This is a genomic window from Magnetospirillum sp. ME-1 (assembly GCF_002105535.1).
Classification (GTDB): domain Bacteria; phylum Pseudomonadota; class Alphaproteobacteria; order Rhodospirillales; family Magnetospirillaceae; genus Phaeospirillum.
Genome location: NZ_CP015848.1, coordinates 4,361,252 through 4,377,330, shown reverse-complemented (window position 1 = coordinate 4,377,330; position 16,079 = coordinate 4,361,252). Strand labels below are relative to the sequence as shown.

Genomic DNA, 16,079 nt, shown 5'->3' with positions numbered 1-16,079 from the left:
GGAAACCTCGATGACCAAGTCCGCGCAACGCTCCTGGTGGAAAGATCTGAAGCTTCGCCGCAAGTTCTCCACGGTGTCCCTGGGGTTCACCCTGGTCCTGGCCGGCCTGATCGCCTTCAACGTCATGGTGCTGCGCAGCCAGAGCCAGAACTCGCTGGTGACCGACATGGCGGGGCGCCAGCGCATGCTGTCGCAGAAATTCGCCAAGGAAGTGCTGCTGATCGGCAACGGGGTGGCGGTGGATCATCAGGCGACGCTGCGCCTCATGCGTGATTCCCTGGCGGCCCTGATGGAGGGCGGCGAGGCGATCGTCAACCTCGATACCGGCGCCAAGGCCGAACTGCCGCCGCCGCCATCGCTGGAAATCCGGGCCAAGCTGGCCGAGCAGGCGACGCTGCTGCGCCAGTACGAGACCTCGGCGACCGGTTTGCTGGCGCTGCCGGCCGGCGACGCGCGCCGCGCCGACAAGCTGAAGGACATGCTGGCCTTGCAGGCCCAGCTGAGCGATTCCGCCGAGGCCGCGGTCAAGCTGCTGAGCTTCCAGGCCGAAGGTTCCATCCGCGGCATGATCGGCCTCGAGATCATCGTCGGCCTGATCTGCGCCCTGTCGGGTCTGGTGGTAAGCTCCATGATCGGCCGCCAGATCGCCGATCCCCTGGCCGCCTGCGCCGAAGCGGCCCGCAAGATCGCCGAGGGCGACCTGCGCATCGAGCCGCTGGTGGTCAGCTCCACCGACGAGATCGGCATGCTGCAGGAAGCCTTCGACGAGATGCTGAAGAGCCAGCGCGACATCGCGCTGCAGACCCGGTCGGCCTGCGACGCGCTGACGGCGGCGGCCGCCGCCATACTCTCCTCGGCCCAGGAACAGGCGGCCGGCACCAAGCAGCAGGCGGCGGCAGTGCAGGAAATCACCACCACGGTCGAGGAAATCAGCCTGTCGGGCAAGCAGGTGGCCGAGCGCTCGCGCCAGGTGGCCGGCACCGCCGAGGCGGTGGCCACCTCGGGCAATGCCGGCCTGCATGCGGTGCGTGACGCCTCCCAGGGCATGGAGGCCATCCGCGAGCAGACCGAGACGGTGGCCGAGAACATCATCACCCTGTCGGAGCGCACCCAGGCGGTGGGCGAGATCATCGCCACCGTCAACGAGATCGCCGAGCAGTCCAATCTGGTGGCCTTGAACGCCGCCATCGAGGCGGCCGACGCCCGCGAGCAGGGCCGCCGCTTCTCGGTGGTGGCCGGCGAGATCAAGAACCTCGCCGATCAGGCCAAGGAGGCCACCTCCCAGGTGCGCGGCATCCTGGAACAGACCCAGAAGGGCATCAACACCTCGGTGATGCTGACCGAGGAGGCGTTGAAGCGCGTCGAACTGGGCCGCGAGAAGTCCACCATGTCCGAGCACGTCATCCGCCAGATGGCCGACAACATTCAGGAAAGCGTCCACGCCTTCCAGCAGATCGTCGGTGCCACCAACCAGCAGCAGATCGGGCTGGAACAGGTGACCCAGGCGCTGCACGAGATCCGCCAGGCCAGCCAGCAGACGGCCCAGACCACCGCCCAGTTGGAAAAGGCCTCCCTCGACCTCAGCCAGCTGGGCCAGAAGCTGTCGCGCACCTTGGAGAAATACCGGCTTTGATCAGCATCCGCGAAAGGCTGCTCCAGGCCTTTCAGATCGAATACCGGGAACATGTTGACGCCATCCGCACCCTGCTCGACGACCTCGGGCATAAGGCGGAAGGGAGCGGTCTCGCGCAGCTGGACGAGATATTCCGCCGCGCCCATTCGCTGAAGGGCGCCTCCAGGGCGGTGGACCTGCCGGCCATCGAGGAAATCTCCCATCGCATGGAGACGCTGTTCGCCAAGGTCCGCTCGGGCCAGGCGAAGCTGGATCACGGTGTCGCCACCGGCCTGGGGCAGGTGCTGGACGTCATCGAGGATTGGGTCGCGGCCAATCTGGCCAACGAGCCGCTGCCCGACACCGCATCCGCCGTCGCCGCTCTCGACGCCATGATCGACGGCCGTGCCATGCCCGCCGAACAGGCTCCGCCGCCGCGGCCCATTGCGCCCGAGCCGGTCGCCGCGCCGGTCCCCGCGCCGGCCGCCCCGCCGCCGCCGCCGCAGGCCGAAGAGCCCGACGAGGACGAGCCGGTGCCCGCCGAACGCACCGGCGCCGCGCCCTTGCGTCCCGAGGAGACGGTCCGCGTCCGCGCCCTCCATCTGGACCGCCTGCTGCGCTCGTCCAACGAATTGCTGACCGAGACCATGAACCAGCGGCAGGTGACCCAGTCGCTGCTGGGGCTCGACCGGACGCTGGCCGAGTTCGATCGCTCGTGGCGCCGGGCGCGCAAGACCGCCGCCGCCGCGCTGCGCGATCTCGGCGATTACGACCGCGCCATCGCCCTGGAGCGCCAGTACGAGACCCTGGAGCAGACCCTGAACGGCATCGGCCGCGAGCTGCGCGCCGTGCGCCGGCGGCAGCAGCGTACCGGCTGGGCGCTGCGCCAGCTGGGCAACGACATGCAGCAGGAGGTCCGCCAGGTCCGCATGGTTCCGGCCGATTCCATCTTCGGCGGCTTCCGCAAGATGGTCCGCGACCTGGCCAAGGCGGCGGGCAAGCAGGTTTCGGTCCAGGTCTCGGGCCTGGATGTGGAGGCCGACCGCATGGTGCTCCAGGGCCTCAAGGACCCGGTGATGCACCTGTTGCGCAACGCGCTTTCCCATGGCGTCGAGACGCCGGACGAGCGCAAGGCGGCGGGCAAGCAGGCCAGCGCCCATGTGGGCCTGTCCTTCGACGTGTCCGAGGGCCGCCTGGTGGTGCTGATCGAAGACGACGGCCGCGGCGTCAATTTCGAGGCCATCCGCCGCAAGGCGGTGGAGCGCGGCCTGTTCTCCGACGCCGAATCCTTCCAGGTGGACCGTCAGGCGCTGATCGACGTGATCTTCGATCCCGGCTTTTCCACCGCCCGGGTGGTGGACGACCTGTCCGGACGCGGCATGGGCCTGTCGGTGGTGCGCGAAGCCATGGCCATGATGAACGGCACGGTGGAGGTCCAGGACCGCCAGCCGGCGGGCACCCGCTTCCGCCTGTCGCTGCCGCTGACCGTCTCGACCCAGCGTCTGTTCCTGGTGGAATGCCAGGGCCATGTCTACGGCCTTCCCACCGAGGGCGTCGACCGCCTCTACCGCGTGCGGGCCGAGGATGTGAGCACCGTCGAGGGCAAGTCGGTGGTGTTCCTGGGCGACCGGCAGATTCCGCTGCTGTCGCTGGCCCACCTGCTGGCCTTGGGCGAAAGCTCGGTCAAGGTGACCCGCAACGTGGTGCCGCTGGTGGTGTTGAAGAACGGCGAACGCCGGGTGGCGGTGGCCATCGACGGCTTCCTGTCCATCCGCGAGGGGCTGGTCAAGGATATCGGCGTGCCCGGCGCGCGCAGCACCATGGTGGCGGGCGGCGTGCTGCTGGAGGATGGCGACATCGCCCTGGTCCTCAACCCCTTCGAGATCGTCGAGACCTTCCGGAAATCGGGCAGCATCCGGGTGCTGACCACGGTGGAGAAGCCGGCGGAAAAGAAGGTGCCGGTCATCCTGGTGGTCGACGATTCGCTCACCACCCGGACCCTGGAAAAATCCATCCTCGAGGCCCACGGCTATCAGGTGCGCCTCGCCCATGACGGGCTGGAAGGCCTGGGACGCCTCAGGGCCGAGCAGATCGACCTGATCATTTCCGACATCCAGATGCCGCGCCTGGACGGCTTCGGCCTGCTGCAGGCGGTAAAGTCCGATCCGGCGCTGAAATCCATTCCGCTGATTCTGGTCAGCTCGCTGGAGGCGCGGGAAGACAAGGAGCGCGGCCTGGAACTGGGGGCCGACGCCTATGTGGTCAAGCGCAAGTTCGACCAGAAGGAACTCCTCGAAACCATAGGTCAGTTCCTATGAGGAAGAAGATCAAGGTCCTGATCGTCGAGGATTCCCTGGTGGTGCGGGAATTGCTGAAGCACATCATCGGCTCGGACGAACGGTTCGAGGTCATCGCCGCGGTGGCCAGTGCCGAGGAATGCCTGGAACAGCTCGATACCCTGCGCCCCGACGTCATCTCCCTGGATATCCGCCTGCCCGGCATGAACGGGTTGGACGCCACCCTGAAGATCATGGCGCGCCGGCCAACCCCCATCGTGGTGATCGCCGCCCAGGTGGACGACAACGAGCTCAACATCGCCATGAACGCCTTGCGCGCCGGCGCGCTTTCGGTGGTGGAAAAGCCGGTGGGCGTCACCAATGCCGGCTACGAGACCATGGCGGCCAAGATATGCACCCAGCTGGCCATCATGAGTCAGGTCCAGGTGGTCCGCCAGGGCATCGACCGGGGACTCTCCTTCGGCAGCGACGAGCCCCCGACGCAGCCGCCGCCCGGCCGGGCGGGCACCTATTCCATGGTCGGCATCGTCGCCTCCACCGGCGGGCCGCAGGCGCTGGTGCAGTTGCTGGGCGGCCTGGGCAGCGACTTCCCCCTGCCCATCCTGCTGGTCCAGCACATCACGTCGAGTTTTCTCGAAGGCTTCGTCACCTGGCTGTCGGGGGCGACGCCTTTCGAGGTGCGCATCGCCGAGGAGGACGAGAAGCCGGTTGCCGGCCGGGTCTACGTGGCGCCGGCCGACCGTCATCTGGGGCTGGTCCACGGTCATCTGGCCATTCTGGATTCGCCGGCGGTGTGCAACCAGAAGCCGTCGGGCACCGTGCTGTTCACGGCCATGGCCCGCGACCTGGGCAAGCTCGGCATCGGCGTGGTGCTGACCGGCATGGGCTCGGACGGGGCGGACGGCCTGCGGCTGATGGCCGACAAGGGGGCCTACACCATCGTCGAGGACGCCTCCACCTGCGTGGTCAACGGCATGCCCGCCGCCGCCGCCAAGCTGGGCGGGGCGCGCGAAACCCTGCCGCTGCCCGCCATCGCTTCGCGTTTACGAGACCTTGCCCTGGGAGGGACACGTTGACCGACGACCATCTCATCCTCATCGTCGAGGATTCGGTGACCCAGGCTCTCAAGCTCCAGCTGGTCATGGAGCAGGAAGGGTTCAGAACCGTCTGCGCCCATTCCGGCGAGGCCGCGCTCGAGGAAATCAACCGCCAGCGCCCCAGCCTGATCATCGTCGACTACCACCTGCCCGGCATCCAGGGCGACGAGCTGTGCCGCCAGATCCACATGGACATCACCACGCGGAGCATTCCGCTGATGATGCTGACCGCCGACGAGACCTCGGCGGCCGAGCTGCACGGCCTGGAAAGCGGCGCCGACGATTTCGTCGCCAAGTCCGAGGACCCGGAAATTCTGCTGCTGCGGGTCCACAACCTGCTGCGCAAGGCGCGGCGCCAGGCGGTCAACGTCGAGGTCGGGCGCTCGCTGTTCCGCCGCGCCCGGGTGCTGGTCATCGACGACAGCACCACCTACCGGGAAAGCCTGGCCCAGGAGCTGACCGACGAAGGCTGCGACGTCACCCAGGTGACCAACGGCGTCGAAGGCCTGCGTCTGCTGTCGGAAAGCGATTTCGACTGCGTCATGGTCGATATGGTGATGCCCGAGATGGACGGCATCACCGTCTGCAAGGAGCTGTCCCGGCTGCGCGCCGACAATGACGCGCCCCTGGTGGTCCTCATGCTGTCGGCCTACGAGCACAAGGAGAACGTCGCCCGCGCGCTGGAGGCGGGGGCGGACGATTTCGTGGGCAAATCCACCGAGATGAGCCTGCTGCGCGCCCGCCTGCGCGCCCTGCTGCGCCGCAAGTTCCTCCTGGAGCAGAACCAGCGCATCGTCGAGGAAATCCGCCTGCGCGAGATGGAGACCCTGCGCGCCAAGGCCGAGAAGGAAGCCGCCGAGGCCCGCGCCGCCCTGGCCGAAGGCCTCGCCAAGGCCAACGCCGAGCTGGAGGAGGCCAATACCAAGCTGCGCGAGACCCAGGTCCATCTGATCCAGTCGGAAAAGATGGCCTCGCTGGGCCAGCTGGTGGCCGGCATCGCCCACGAGATCAACAATCCCCTGTCCTTCGCGCTGTCCAACGTCTTCACCATCGAGAACTGGCTGGCCGCCGTGATGACCGAGGCCGCGCCCTGCCTGGCCGCCGACCATGTGACCAAGCTGGACAAGGCCAGGAAGCGCATCGCCGATACCGGACAGGGGCTCGAGCGGGTGCGCGAACTGGTGGTCAAGCTCAGGACCTTCTCGCGCCTCGACGAAGGCGAGTTCAAGACCGTCGACATCAAGGAGGCGGTGGAATCCGTCCTTCTGTTCCTGCGCCACAAGATGAGCGACCGCATCGAGGTTCGCCGCAACTATACCGGGGACAACATGCTGGCCTGCTATGCCGGCCAGCTGAACCAGGTGATCATGAACGTGGTTGCCAACGCGGTGGACGCCATCGAGGGCAAGGGCGCCATCACCGTGCGCACCTATCGCAGCGACGGCATGTTCGCCATCGCGGTGGCCGATACGGGCAGCGGCATTCCGCCGGAAATCCAGGAACGCATCTTCGATCCCTTCTTCACCACCAAGCCGGTGGGGCAGGGAACCGGGCTGGGGCTGTCCATATCCTATGGCATCATCAAGAGCCATGACGGCCGCATCGAAGTGACCAGCGATCCGGGGCAGGGGACCGAGATCCGTATCCTCATCCCCGACAACCTTCAAGGGGCCTGAAGCCGATGAGTGCATCCGGGACCGGACCCAAGGAACATGTGCTGGTCGTCGATGACGAGCCGCAGATCCTGACGGCCATCACCGATCTGCTGGAGGATGAGTTCGAGGTCTGGACCGCCCATGACGGTCCCTCGGCGCTGGATATCCTGAAAGAGCACGAGATGGCGGTGATCCTCTCGGACCAGCGCATGCCCGGCATGAGCGGCGCCGAGTTCCTGGGCCAGGCCCGCGTGCTGTCGGACGCCACCAGGGTGCTGGTCACCGGATATTCCGACCTGGACGCCCTGGTCAGCGCCGTCAACCTGGGCCAGATCCACGCCTATCTGTCCAAGCCGTGGAATCCGCTGGAGCTGAAGGTGGTGGTGCGCACCGCCGCCGACCGCTGGCGCCTGGACCGCACGCTTCAGCAGGAAAGGACCCTGCTGCTCGCTCTGATGGGCAATATTCCCGACGCCATCTTCATCAAGGATTTGCAGCTCAAGTTCTCGCGCGTCAACCAGCCCCAGGCCCGGCTGCTCGGCCTGACCGAGACCAGCGACCTGGTGGGCCAGCGCCTGTCCGAGCTGCTGGGCTCCGAGCAGGCCAAGGCGGTCGAGGCCGAGGAACGGGCCATTCTCGACCAGGGGACCTCGCAGCTGGACAAGGTCGAGGCGGTGACCGACGAGACCGGCAATGCCCAGTGGTTCTCGGTGAGCAAGGTGCCGATCCGTCTGGGCGGCGAGGTGGTGGGGCTGGCCGGCATCGCCCGCGACATCACGGCGCGCAAGCAGGCCGAGGACTACCTGCGCCGCGCCCATGACGAGCTGCAGCAGGCGGTCGAGGAGCGGACCCGCTGGCTGCAGCAGGAAATCAGCCGCCGCGCCAAGGCCGAAGAGCAGGCCCAGGCGGCGCGCGAGGCCGCCGAGGCCGCTTCCCGGGCCAAGACCATCTTCCTGGCCAATATGAGCCACGAACTGCGCACGCCCTTGAACGCCATCATCGGCTTCTCCGAACTGGCCCACTCCATCATGGGCGAGGCCGATGCCGATCGTTACGGCGGCTTCCTCGACAACATCTCGGAATCCGCCCACCATCTGCTCAGGGTGATCAGCGATATCCTGGACGTGTCCCGCGTCGAGGTGGGCAAGGTCGTCTTGCGCGAAAGCGAGGTGGATGTGGCCGAGGCGGTGCGCTCCGCCATGCGGCTGGTCAGCCACGTGGTGTCCAACAAGCGCCAGTCCCTGACCTTCGATGCCACGGGGGAATTGCCGCGGATTCGCGCCGACGAGCGCCTGATGAAGCAGATCGTCCTGAACCTGCTCTCCAACGCCGCCAAATTCACGCCCGAATCCGGCAATATCCGGGTTGAGGCCGGCATGATCGACGGCTGCGTCACGGTGTCGGTGGAAGACGACGGCGTCGGCATCGCCGCCGAGGATATCCCCATGGTGCTGCAGCCCTTCGGCCAGGCGGAAAACGCCATCAGCCCCAAGCACGAGGGCACCGGCCTGGGCCTGCCGCTGGCCAAGGGCTTCATGGAGCTGCACGGCGGCAGCCTCAGTCTGGAAAGCCGGGTGGGCGAGGGGACCCGTGTGGTCCTGACCTTCCCCGCCTCGTGCATCGTCGCCTGAAAAGAAAAGGGCCGCTCCACGGAGCGGCCCTTAAGTTTCCGGGTCAATGCTTTGATACCAACCGGCCAATAAAGGTTGGCCGGGATCAGCCCGCCATCTTGCGCTTGTTGGCCGAGTGGACCGACATGGCCAGGCCGTCGTCGTGGACGGTGGTGGCGTCCTCAGGGTACGCGCCGATCTGGTGGATGGAAAGGTCGGCGCCGGCGAATTCCTCCTCGTCGCTGAGGCGGATGCCGAAGGCCGCCTTGAGGCCGCCATAGACCGCCAGACCGCCGCCCAGGCCGAAGGCGGCGCCCGCCACCGTGCCCAGCACCTGCGCGCCGAAGCTGACGCCGCCCAGCCCGCCCAGGGCCTCCTGGCCGAACACGCCGCAGGCGATGCCGCCCATGAAGCCGCACATGCCGTGCAGCGCCCAGACGCCCAGCACGTCGTCGATCTTCCACTTGATCTGGCACAGGTTGAACAGCCAGACGAACAGCGCGCCGGCGATGCCCCCGGTGGCCAGGGCGCCCACGGGGTGCATCACGTCCGAGCCGGCGCACACCGCCACCAGACCGGCCAGGGCGCCGTTATGGATGAAGCCCGGGTCGTTGCGGCCCACCACCAGGCTGGTGACGATGCCGCCGACCATGGCCATCAGCGAGTTCATGGCCACCAGACCGGAAATGTCGGCGATCACCTGGGCGCTCATCACGTTGAAGCCGAACCAGCCCACCGACAGCACCCAGGCGCCCAGCGCCAGGAAGGGGATGTTGGACGGCGGGAAGGCCACCAGACGGCCGTCCTTGCGATAGCGCCCCAGGCGGGTGCCCAGCATCAGCACGGCGGCCAGGCCGATCCAGCCGCCCACCGCATGCACCACCACCGAACCGGCGAAGTCGTGGAAGGCCACGCCGAACCAGCCCTTCATCATGTCCTGGAAGCCGAAGCGGGTGCCCCACACCATGCCTTCGAACAGAGGATAAACCAGGCCCACCAGCAGGGCGGTGGCCATCAGCTGGGTGGTGAACTTGGCGCGCTCGGCGATGCCGCCCGACACGATGGCCGGAATGGCCGCCGCGAAGGTGGCCAGAAAGAAGAACTTCACCAGATCGTAGCCCGAGGCCGCGAAGGCGGTGCCGGTCTTGCCGACCAGAACGTCGGCGCCCACCAGGAAGCTGGTGCCGTAGGCCACTGAATAGCCCACGAAGAAATAGACGATGGTCGAGACCGCGAAATCCGAGAGAATCTTGACCAGGGCGTTGACCTGATTCTTTTTCCTGACCGTGCCCACCTCGAGGAAAGCAAAGCCGGAGTGCATGGCGAGAACCATGATCGCTCCCAAGAGGATGAACAATACATCGGCGCCTGTCTTCGTGGTCTCCATTTGCTTCCTCTGCCCAAAAATGCTGCCGCCGCCGCGGGATGGCTGCGCGGGTTCAAGATGCATGCCAAATGCCGGGAAGCGATGATATCGTTATAAATCAATAGAATAGCATTTGATGAGGGTTTAAGCGCGGCTGCGCTGCTCATAACGTGGGCATTGTGTCGAGGCATGTGCGCGAATATTGGGCGGCTGCCGGGGGGTCGAGCGTCTCCCGCAGGGCTGAAGCCGTATTTATGGGCATAATAAGTTGATGATGAATATTTATGCAGTCTAGGCGGGGCTGCAAAAGCAAAAAGCCGGTCCCAAGGGACCGGCGTTTGCGATGCTATTCCTCGAAAAGAGGAATGGCGCGAGTGACGGGGCTCGAACCCGCGACCTCCGGCGTGACAGGCCGGCGCTCTGACCAACTGAGCTACACCCGCGCGAGGGCCGGTGATATAGCAGTCGAATCCGGGGGGCGCAAGCCTGTTTTTTCGCCGATGCGATTCGACACTCCGACGGGGCGCTCATAAAGTGGTCGGACAGGGTTTTCTGGAGGTCGCCATGGCGGAGGTCGTCAATCTCAACAAGGTGCGCAAGGCTCGCGCCAAGGTCGAGGCCGAGGAGACGGCAAGGAACAACCGCGTCCGCTTCGGCCGGACCCGCCAGGAAAAAGAGGCGGCCCGGCGCCAGGAGGAAAAGGTGTCCCGGGATCTCGACGGCAAGAAATTTGACGAATGATGACGGAGTTCCGTGAATTGATGTTCGGAAAAGGCATCTTTTCCGTTATAGTGTCCTCCTCGGAAATGTCTGAAGCTCTCGGATAAATAGGGGGCTCGATAAAGACAGGGCGCGCAAAAGTGTGCCGGCGAGCGGGAGGTTGAATGTCACGGGAACCAGAATCCGACGATGCGCGGATTCCTGCGGCTCTGCGCTCGGCGCTGCTGCATGATCTGCCCGACGTTCTATACAGCCTTGACGCCAAGGGGTGTTTCACCTGGCTGTCGCCCAATGTGGCCAGCATCTTCGGCTATCGTGCCGACGAGCTTCTCGGTACCGAGGCCATTCGACTCTATGTCCGTCCCGAGGAGAGGGCCGAGATCGTCGAACGCATTCGCCGGGCGCGCGGCCGGGCGGTGCGGGCCGAGGCGGAGATGCGGCGCGGCGACGGACAGACCATGTGGACGGCGATCTACGCCTGTGCCCAATTCAACGCCGACGGCCGCTTCAGCGGAATCATCGGGGCGATCCGCGACATCACCGAGATATGGCAGACCCGCAAGACCCTGGAGGACAGCGAGGACCGCTTCCGCCGCCTGTCGGACGTGGCGACCGAGGCCATCTGCATTCATTACCAGGGCAAGATCATCGACATGAACAAGGCGTTCGAGACCTTGTTCGCCTACCCGCGCGAGGAATTGCTGACCATGTGGGCGTGGGACGTGATCGATCCCCGCGACATCCCGCTGGCCAAGAGCATGGTGGCCCAGCAATACGAGGCCCCCTACGAGGTGCGCGGCGTGCGCAAGGACGGCTCGGTCTTTCCCATGGAGATCCATTCCAAGCACAGCTGGATGGGCGAGAAATCGGTGCGCGTCACCTCCATCCGCGACCTGACCCAGAGCAAGCGGACCGAGGCCCGCGTCAGTCTCCTGTCCCAGGCGGTGGAGCAAAGCCCCGTGGCGGTGGCGGTGGTCGGCGGCGACGGCCTGGTCCAGTACGTCAATTCCGCCCATGCCGCCATCACCGGTCATCCGGGGGCGGAGGTGCCGGGCATGGCCCTGGCGGCGCTTTACCCGGGCGAGGCGAGGGGCGTGCAGGCCGACCTCTGGCAAAGCCTGCTCTCCCGTGGAGAGTGGCGGGGGGAAATTCGGGTCAGGCGGCGGGACGGCAAGTACCAGTGGCAGGATGTCTACGCCTCCAAGGTGGCTACCCCCGGCGAGGATACTCCGCACTACCTGCTGCAGATCGAGGACATCACCATCCGCAAGGAGCAGGAGCGCAGGCTCCAGCACCAGGCGCTGTTTGACGGGCTGACCGATCTGCCCAACCGGGTGCAGGCCCTGGAACGCCTCGGCCACGAGATCGACCAGGCCCGCGGCCGCGGCCGCAAGGTGGCCTTGCTGTTCGTCGATCTGGACGAGTTCAAGGCCATCAACGATTCGCTGGGCCATGAATACGGCGACGAGCTGCTGGTGCTGGCCTCCGAACGGCTGCGGCAGGCGGCCGGTTCGCTCGGCGCTGTCGCCCGTTTCGGCGGCGACGAATTCCTGGTGATCATCGGCGACCTTCCCGATGACGAGGCGGCGCGCGGCGTGGCGGCGGGCATCATCGAGCGCTTCTCCCATCCCTTTACCATCAGCCGCCGCGAACTGGTCGCCACCGCCAGCATCGGGCTGGCGGTCTATCCCGATGACGGCCGCACCCAGCAGACCCTGCTGCGCAACGCCGACATCGCCATGTATCAGGCCAAGCTGGCCGGCCGGAATCGCTTCTGCTTCTTCACCAGCCGCATGAACGAGGAGGCGGAAGCCCGGCTGCGCATGGAGGGCGAATTGCGCCGCGCCATCGGCACCGATCAGTTCCACCTGGCCTATCAGCCTCTGGTCGAGGTCAAGACCGGCCGCGCCGTGGGCGTCGAGGTGCTGCTGCGCTGGACCAATCCCGAACTGGGCAACGTGCCGCCCGACCGCTTCATTCCCCAGGCCGAGACCAGCGGGGTGATCGTCGCCATCGGCCGCATGGTGCTGCGGACCGCCTGCCGCGACGCGCGGCGTTGGGTGGACGCGGGGCATGCCGATCTCAGGCTGTGCATCAACGTCTCGCCGCGCCAGTTCCAGGATGCCGGCTTCCTCGACGACGTCCGCGCCGCCCTGGCCGAATCGGGATTGGAGCCGCGCAATCTGGAGTTGGAAATCACCGAGGGATTGCTGCTGACCGAGCGGGGCGACGTGGACGTCCTGCTGCGGACGCTCACCGACATGGGCATCTTGCTGTCCATCGACGATTTCGGCACCGGCTATTCGTCGCTGAGCTACCTGGAGCGCTTCCCCTTCGACACGCTGAAGATCGACCGCTCATTCATGATCGGCATGCTGGAGCGCCAGGAACGCAAGGTGCTGGTGGAAACCATCGTCGCCATGGCGTCCGGGCTGGGCCTCAAGGTCATCGCCGAGGGGGTGGAGACGCCCGAGCAACTGGCCCATCTGGCCGCCATCGGCTGCGACATGGCCCAGGGCTACCTGTTCAGCCGTCCGGTTCCGGCCGGCGAAATCCCGTCTCTGCTCGGCCGGGAATTCCGCTAGGGGCTATTTCTCGTTCCAGGGTACCGGCATGGCGCGCCACCGCTTCCAGGCCTTGTCGGCGTTGGCCAGCAGGGTGGTGCGGCGGCTCTGGTGCCAGCCGGCCACAAGACCGGCGGCCCGCGACGAGCCGGCCTCGGCGGTGCGCCCCGACAGCTTGGGCCCGGCCACCGCGATGTCGTTGAGCTGTCCCAGGATATCCTGCAGTTCGGACAGCTCGGCCAGGAAGACCCTGGTGGTCTTGCGCGGGACCAGCGAGGCGAAGAACTCGCCGGCATAGCGCACCTGCTTGCAGCGGATGCGCACCGCGTGCCGGTCCTCGGGCGACAGGCGCGACAGGCTTTCCCCGCCCTCCTTCAGCAGATTGCGGATGGCCTTGTCCACCCGGCGGACGGCGAAGGTGCCGACCGGTTCGCCCAGGCGTTTGCGCGGGGCCAGCCAGTCGCCGGTTTCCGTCCAGCGGCCGAGATTGAGGATCATGGCGGCATAGCGCCGCGAGCGCACGGCGGCCAGGGCGGCGGCCAGCTTGGTCTCGCGGTCCTTCTGCCAATGGGCGCGCAGCGCCGCCAGCCCGGCATCGTCGGGATGGGCGGCCAGGACGGGCTCGACGATTTCCGCCAAGAACACCTCGGCGTCGCGGGCGGGGCCCAGATGGGCCAGCAGCCAGCGCAGATCGCCCTTCACCCGTTCCAGTTCCGGGCCATCCGTAACCGACTTGAAGACCTTGATGGCCGAGCGCAGCCGGCGCATGGCCACCCGCATCTGGTGAATGGCCTCGCCCGCTCCCGTCGCCACCAGGCAGCGCTCGTTGAGCATCAGGTGTTCCAGGCAGGATCGGGCGATGGCCTGGAAGGCGATGGCCACGTTCTGGTCGGGGGCCAGAACCGGCGCCCTGGCCTTGACGATGGCCGAGGCCTTGCCCGCCGCCAGCCGGTAACCCCGGTCCGATTTGGAGAGGCAGAGCGGACGGGCGGCCGCGTCGTCGAGGATGCGGGCGGCCAACTGGAACAGGTGGGCGGGACTGCCGCCGACCAGTTCCAGCTCCAGCTCGGCGATATCTTCCCGCCGGTCGCCGGCCAGCAGGGCGCCGCGGTCCAGGGCCGCTTCCACCTCCCAGCCGTCGCCGCCCAGGCGCACCAGGGTGCGCTCCACCTCGGTGGAGAAGACCGGCGACAACCGGTCGCCCAGAGTCTCCTCGGCGAAGGCGCCCAGGCCGGTAAGGCGCAATTGCTCCAGATCGAGCTCGGGCGTGGCGAGGGGCACTTCCCATTCGTCGCGGTCGAACAGGCCGCTGATTGCGGTGCCGGCGCTTTTCACCGTCTGGACGAAGCCCGAACCGGTGCGGCGCACCCGCACGGCGATGCCCTGGGCGGCCAGCGTGAAGTCCGGCGTATCGTAGTAGATGGAGGCGAGGTGCTTGGAAACCGGCTCGGCCAGCCGTCCATGGGTGAGGCAGGGGCGCGCCAGGATGCGGGCCATGTCCTCGGGCGTCAGCGCCAGCTTCAGCTCGATCTCGCGGTTGTCCCCGGTCACGTCGGCCATGCATTCCCCCGGATGATGGGGTAATTATACCAGCCGGCAGGCATCCGGCCATTAGCAAAGTGTGAACCTTCATTGACGCATTATGGCGGCAAGACTGAAAAGGTCTTGTCCCGTCCAGCCCGATGTGAGAGTCCGGGAGGGGCGGATGATCGTGCCATCTTGGGGGACGAGGTCTATGAGCATGAAAGGATTGCGCAGGGGCGTCCTGGCCGTGTCGCTGGTAACGGCGCTGGCGGGGTGCGGCGTGCTCAACGACCCGCGCGGCTTCACCGATGCCGTGATGAAGTCTCCCCTGCTCGACGACGATTCCAGTGAAAGGGCCATGACCGCGCTCACCCGGGGCGAATACGGCACCGCCGAGCGCCTGGCCATCACGGCGCTTCGGCGTAATCCGAAGGATCCTTTCGCCCTCTACACCGCCGGCATGGTCTATCAGGCCACCGGCCGTTACGATCTGGCGCGCCAGTATTACGAGGTGATCATCGCCAACCGGCCGCAGGTCACCATCACCACGCCGTCCCAGGGCGGGCCGCAGATCCGCTCGCTGGTGGACGTGGCCCAGGCCAACCTGCTGGTGGTGGACAAGATGCTGGGCCGCACCGTCGCCGGTTCGGCCCTGCGTTCGGGTCGTCAGTCCGAGTTGACGCCCCAAAGCTTCGAGCCCATGAGCCCGCAGGGGGCCAGCCGTGGCATGGTCGCCGCCGAACCGCTGGGCGAGCCGGGCGGCATGCCGTCTTCCGCCATGGCGACGCGGGGCGCCACCCAGGCGGAAACCAACGTCGCCACCCGTTTCCGCGTCCTGCGGCGCCTGCTGGACGAGGGGCTGATCACCCCGGAGGAGCATTCGCGCCGGCGCAACACCAATCTCGGGGCCTTGCTGCCCTATTCGTCGAAGCTGCCCCCGGCCCAGGGGCTGGAGCGTCCCGGCCCCACCGAGGAGCAGGTGGTCGACCGCCTGCGCGCGCTCGCCGTGGCGCTGGAAAGCCGCGCCCTGTCGCCCGCCGAGCATGGTGCCGAGCGTCTGGCCATTCTCGACGCCCTGCTGCCGGCCGAGCCGCGCAAGGTGGACCTGCCGGTGCTGCCGCCCAAGGACGTGATGGAGGCCGCCACCGCCGTCGGCCGGGTCGAGCGCCTGCGCGCCGCCAATCTGGTCTCCGCCGACGAGGCCAAGCGCGAAAAGGCCGCCGTCGAAAAGGTGCTGGATACCCAGCTGGCCAAGCAGCCGGTATCGGGCACCGCCACCGGCCTGCGCCAGGGCGGCGCCAACGGCTCGGGCGCCAAGGCGTCGTCGGGCGGCGGCACGCCGGGTGTCAGCCTGGGCACCGCCAAGACCGAGGACGCGGCGCGCGACACCTGGGAAAAGATCAAGGCCAAGTTCCCCGAGGAGCTGGCCAATATCAACGCCACCTTCCCCAAGATCGACCAGGGCGAGCGCGGCACCCGCTGGCGCATCGTCGCCGGCCCCATGAAAAGCCGCGCCGACGCCACCAAGCTGTGCAAGGTCTTGAAACTGCACCGCCAGTCCTGCGAGGCGACCAGCTATTAGCTGGGGTCTGCACTTCGCGGAGTGATTTGGCCCCCGTGCGCGGTTGGGGCTA

10 protein-coding genes and 1 tRNA gene are annotated in these 16,079 nt (G+C 67.0%); 8 read left to right on the top strand and 3 right to left on the bottom strand.

Annotated elements, in window-relative coordinates:
• Positions 1–10 precede the first annotated feature (10 nt).
• The 5 genes from WV31_RS20455 to WV31_RS20435 are packed head-to-tail and all read left to right on the top strand — an operon-like array spanning position 11 to position 8,292.
• Complete coding sequence (locus WV31_RS20455; RefSeq protein ID WP_237051399.1) at positions 11–1,633, top strand: methyl-accepting chemotaxis protein; 1,623 nt, start codon at positions 11–13, stop codon at positions 1,631–1,633.
• A complete protein-coding gene (locus WV31_RS22720; protein WP_085375255.1) occupies positions 1,630–3,930 on the top strand; it encodes a hybrid sensor histidine kinase/response regulator in 2,301 nt (766 codons plus the stop codon). Before WV31_RS20455 ends, WV31_RS22720 begins: the two co-directional genes overlap by 4 nt.
• The gene (locus WV31_RS20445; RefSeq protein ID WP_085375254.1) at positions 3,927–4,985 is read left to right on the top strand and encodes a chemotaxis protein CheB; all 1,059 of its coding nucleotides are present in this window, start codon (positions 3,927–3,929) and stop codon (positions 4,983–4,985) included. Before WV31_RS22720 ends, WV31_RS20445 begins: the two co-directional genes overlap by 4 nt.
• Positions 4,982–6,682: a response regulator gene (locus tag WV31_RS20440; RefSeq protein ID WP_085375253.1), complete on the top strand. Its 1,701-nt coding sequence runs from the start codon at positions 4,982–4,984 to the stop codon at positions 6,680–6,682. The genes WV31_RS20445 and WV31_RS20440 overlap by 4 nt, the downstream gene beginning before the upstream one ends.
• Before the next feature lie 5 nt (positions 6,683–6,687).
• Entirely contained in the window at positions 6,688–8,292 is a 1,605-nt protein-coding gene (locus WV31_RS20435) for a hybrid sensor histidine kinase/response regulator (RefSeq protein ID WP_085375252.1), read from the top strand.
• Positions 8,293–8,377: 85 nt separating this feature from the next.
• Here WV31_RS20435 and WV31_RS20430 read toward each other — a convergent pair whose 3' ends face one another.
• Both WV31_RS20430 and WV31_RS20425 read right to left on the bottom strand, forming a co-directional pair.
• Complete coding sequence (locus WV31_RS20430; protein WP_085375251.1) at positions 8,378–9,658, bottom strand: ammonium transporter; 1,281 nt, start codon at positions 9,656–9,658, stop codon at positions 8,378–8,380.
• Between the two features lie 345 nt (positions 9,659–10,003).
• A tRNA-Asp gene (locus tag WV31_RS20425) sits at positions 10,004–10,080 on the bottom strand.
• A gap of 121 nt (positions 10,081–10,201) precedes the next feature.
• Between WV31_RS20425 and WV31_RS20420 the strand changes: the two genes are divergently transcribed.
• Together WV31_RS20420 and WV31_RS20415 are read left to right on the top strand one after the other, a co-directional pair.
• Entirely contained in the window at positions 10,202–10,378 is a 177-nt protein-coding gene (locus tag WV31_RS20420) for a DUF4169 family protein (protein WP_085375717.1), read from the top strand.
• Positions 10,379–10,521: 143 nt separating this feature from the next.
• The gene (locus tag WV31_RS20415; RefSeq protein ID WP_237051398.1) at positions 10,522–12,942 is read left to right on the top strand and encodes a sensor domain-containing protein; all 2,421 of its coding nucleotides are present in this window, start codon (positions 10,522–10,524) and stop codon (positions 12,940–12,942) included.
• A gap of 3 nt (positions 12,943–12,945) precedes the next feature.
• On the opposite strand, the gene WV31_RS20410 is transcribed toward WV31_RS20415, so the two are convergent.
• Positions 12,946–14,481: a CYTH and CHAD domain-containing protein gene (locus WV31_RS20410; protein ID WP_085375250.1), complete on the bottom strand. Its 1,536-nt coding sequence runs from the start codon at positions 14,479–14,481 to the stop codon at positions 12,946–12,948.
• A 175-nt stretch (positions 14,482–14,656) separates the two neighbouring features.
• Here WV31_RS20410 and WV31_RS20405 point away from each other — a divergent pair, with 175 nt between their 5' ends.
• Positions 14,657–16,027: an SPOR domain-containing protein gene (locus WV31_RS20405; protein ID WP_237051397.1), complete on the top strand. Its 1,371-nt coding sequence runs from the start codon at positions 14,657–14,659 to the stop codon at positions 16,025–16,027.
• The last annotated feature ends 52 nt before the right edge of the window (positions 16,028–16,079 follow it).

Coding starts and splice junctions, on each gene's coding strand:
- WV31_RS20445 (WP_085375254.1), top strand. CDS start 3,927: ATGAGGAAGAAGATCAAGGTCCTGATCGTCGAGGATTCCCTGGTGGTG.
- WV31_RS20405 (WP_237051397.1), top strand. CDS start 14,657: ATGAGCATGAAAGGATTGCGCAGGGGCGTCCTGGCCGTGTCGCTGGTA.
- WV31_RS20415 (WP_237051398.1), top strand. CDS start 10,522: ATGTCACGGGAACCAGAATCCGACGATGCGCGGATTCCTGCGGCTCTG.
- WV31_RS20410 (WP_085375250.1), bottom strand. CDS start 14,481: ATGGCCGACGTGACCGGGGACAACCGCGAGATCGAGCTGAAGCTGGCG.
- WV31_RS20455 (WP_237051399.1), top strand. CDS start 11: ATGACCAAGTCCGCGCAACGCTCCTGGTGGAAAGATCTGAAGCTTCGC.
- WV31_RS20420 (WP_085375717.1), top strand. CDS start 10,202: ATGGCGGAGGTCGTCAATCTCAACAAGGTGCGCAAGGCTCGCGCCAAG.
- WV31_RS20435 (WP_085375252.1), top strand. CDS start 6,688: ATGAGTGCATCCGGGACCGGACCCAAGGAACATGTGCTGGTCGTCGAT.
- WV31_RS20430 (WP_085375251.1), bottom strand. CDS start 9,658: ATGGAGACCACGAAGACAGGCGCCGATGTATTGTTCATCCTCTTGGGA.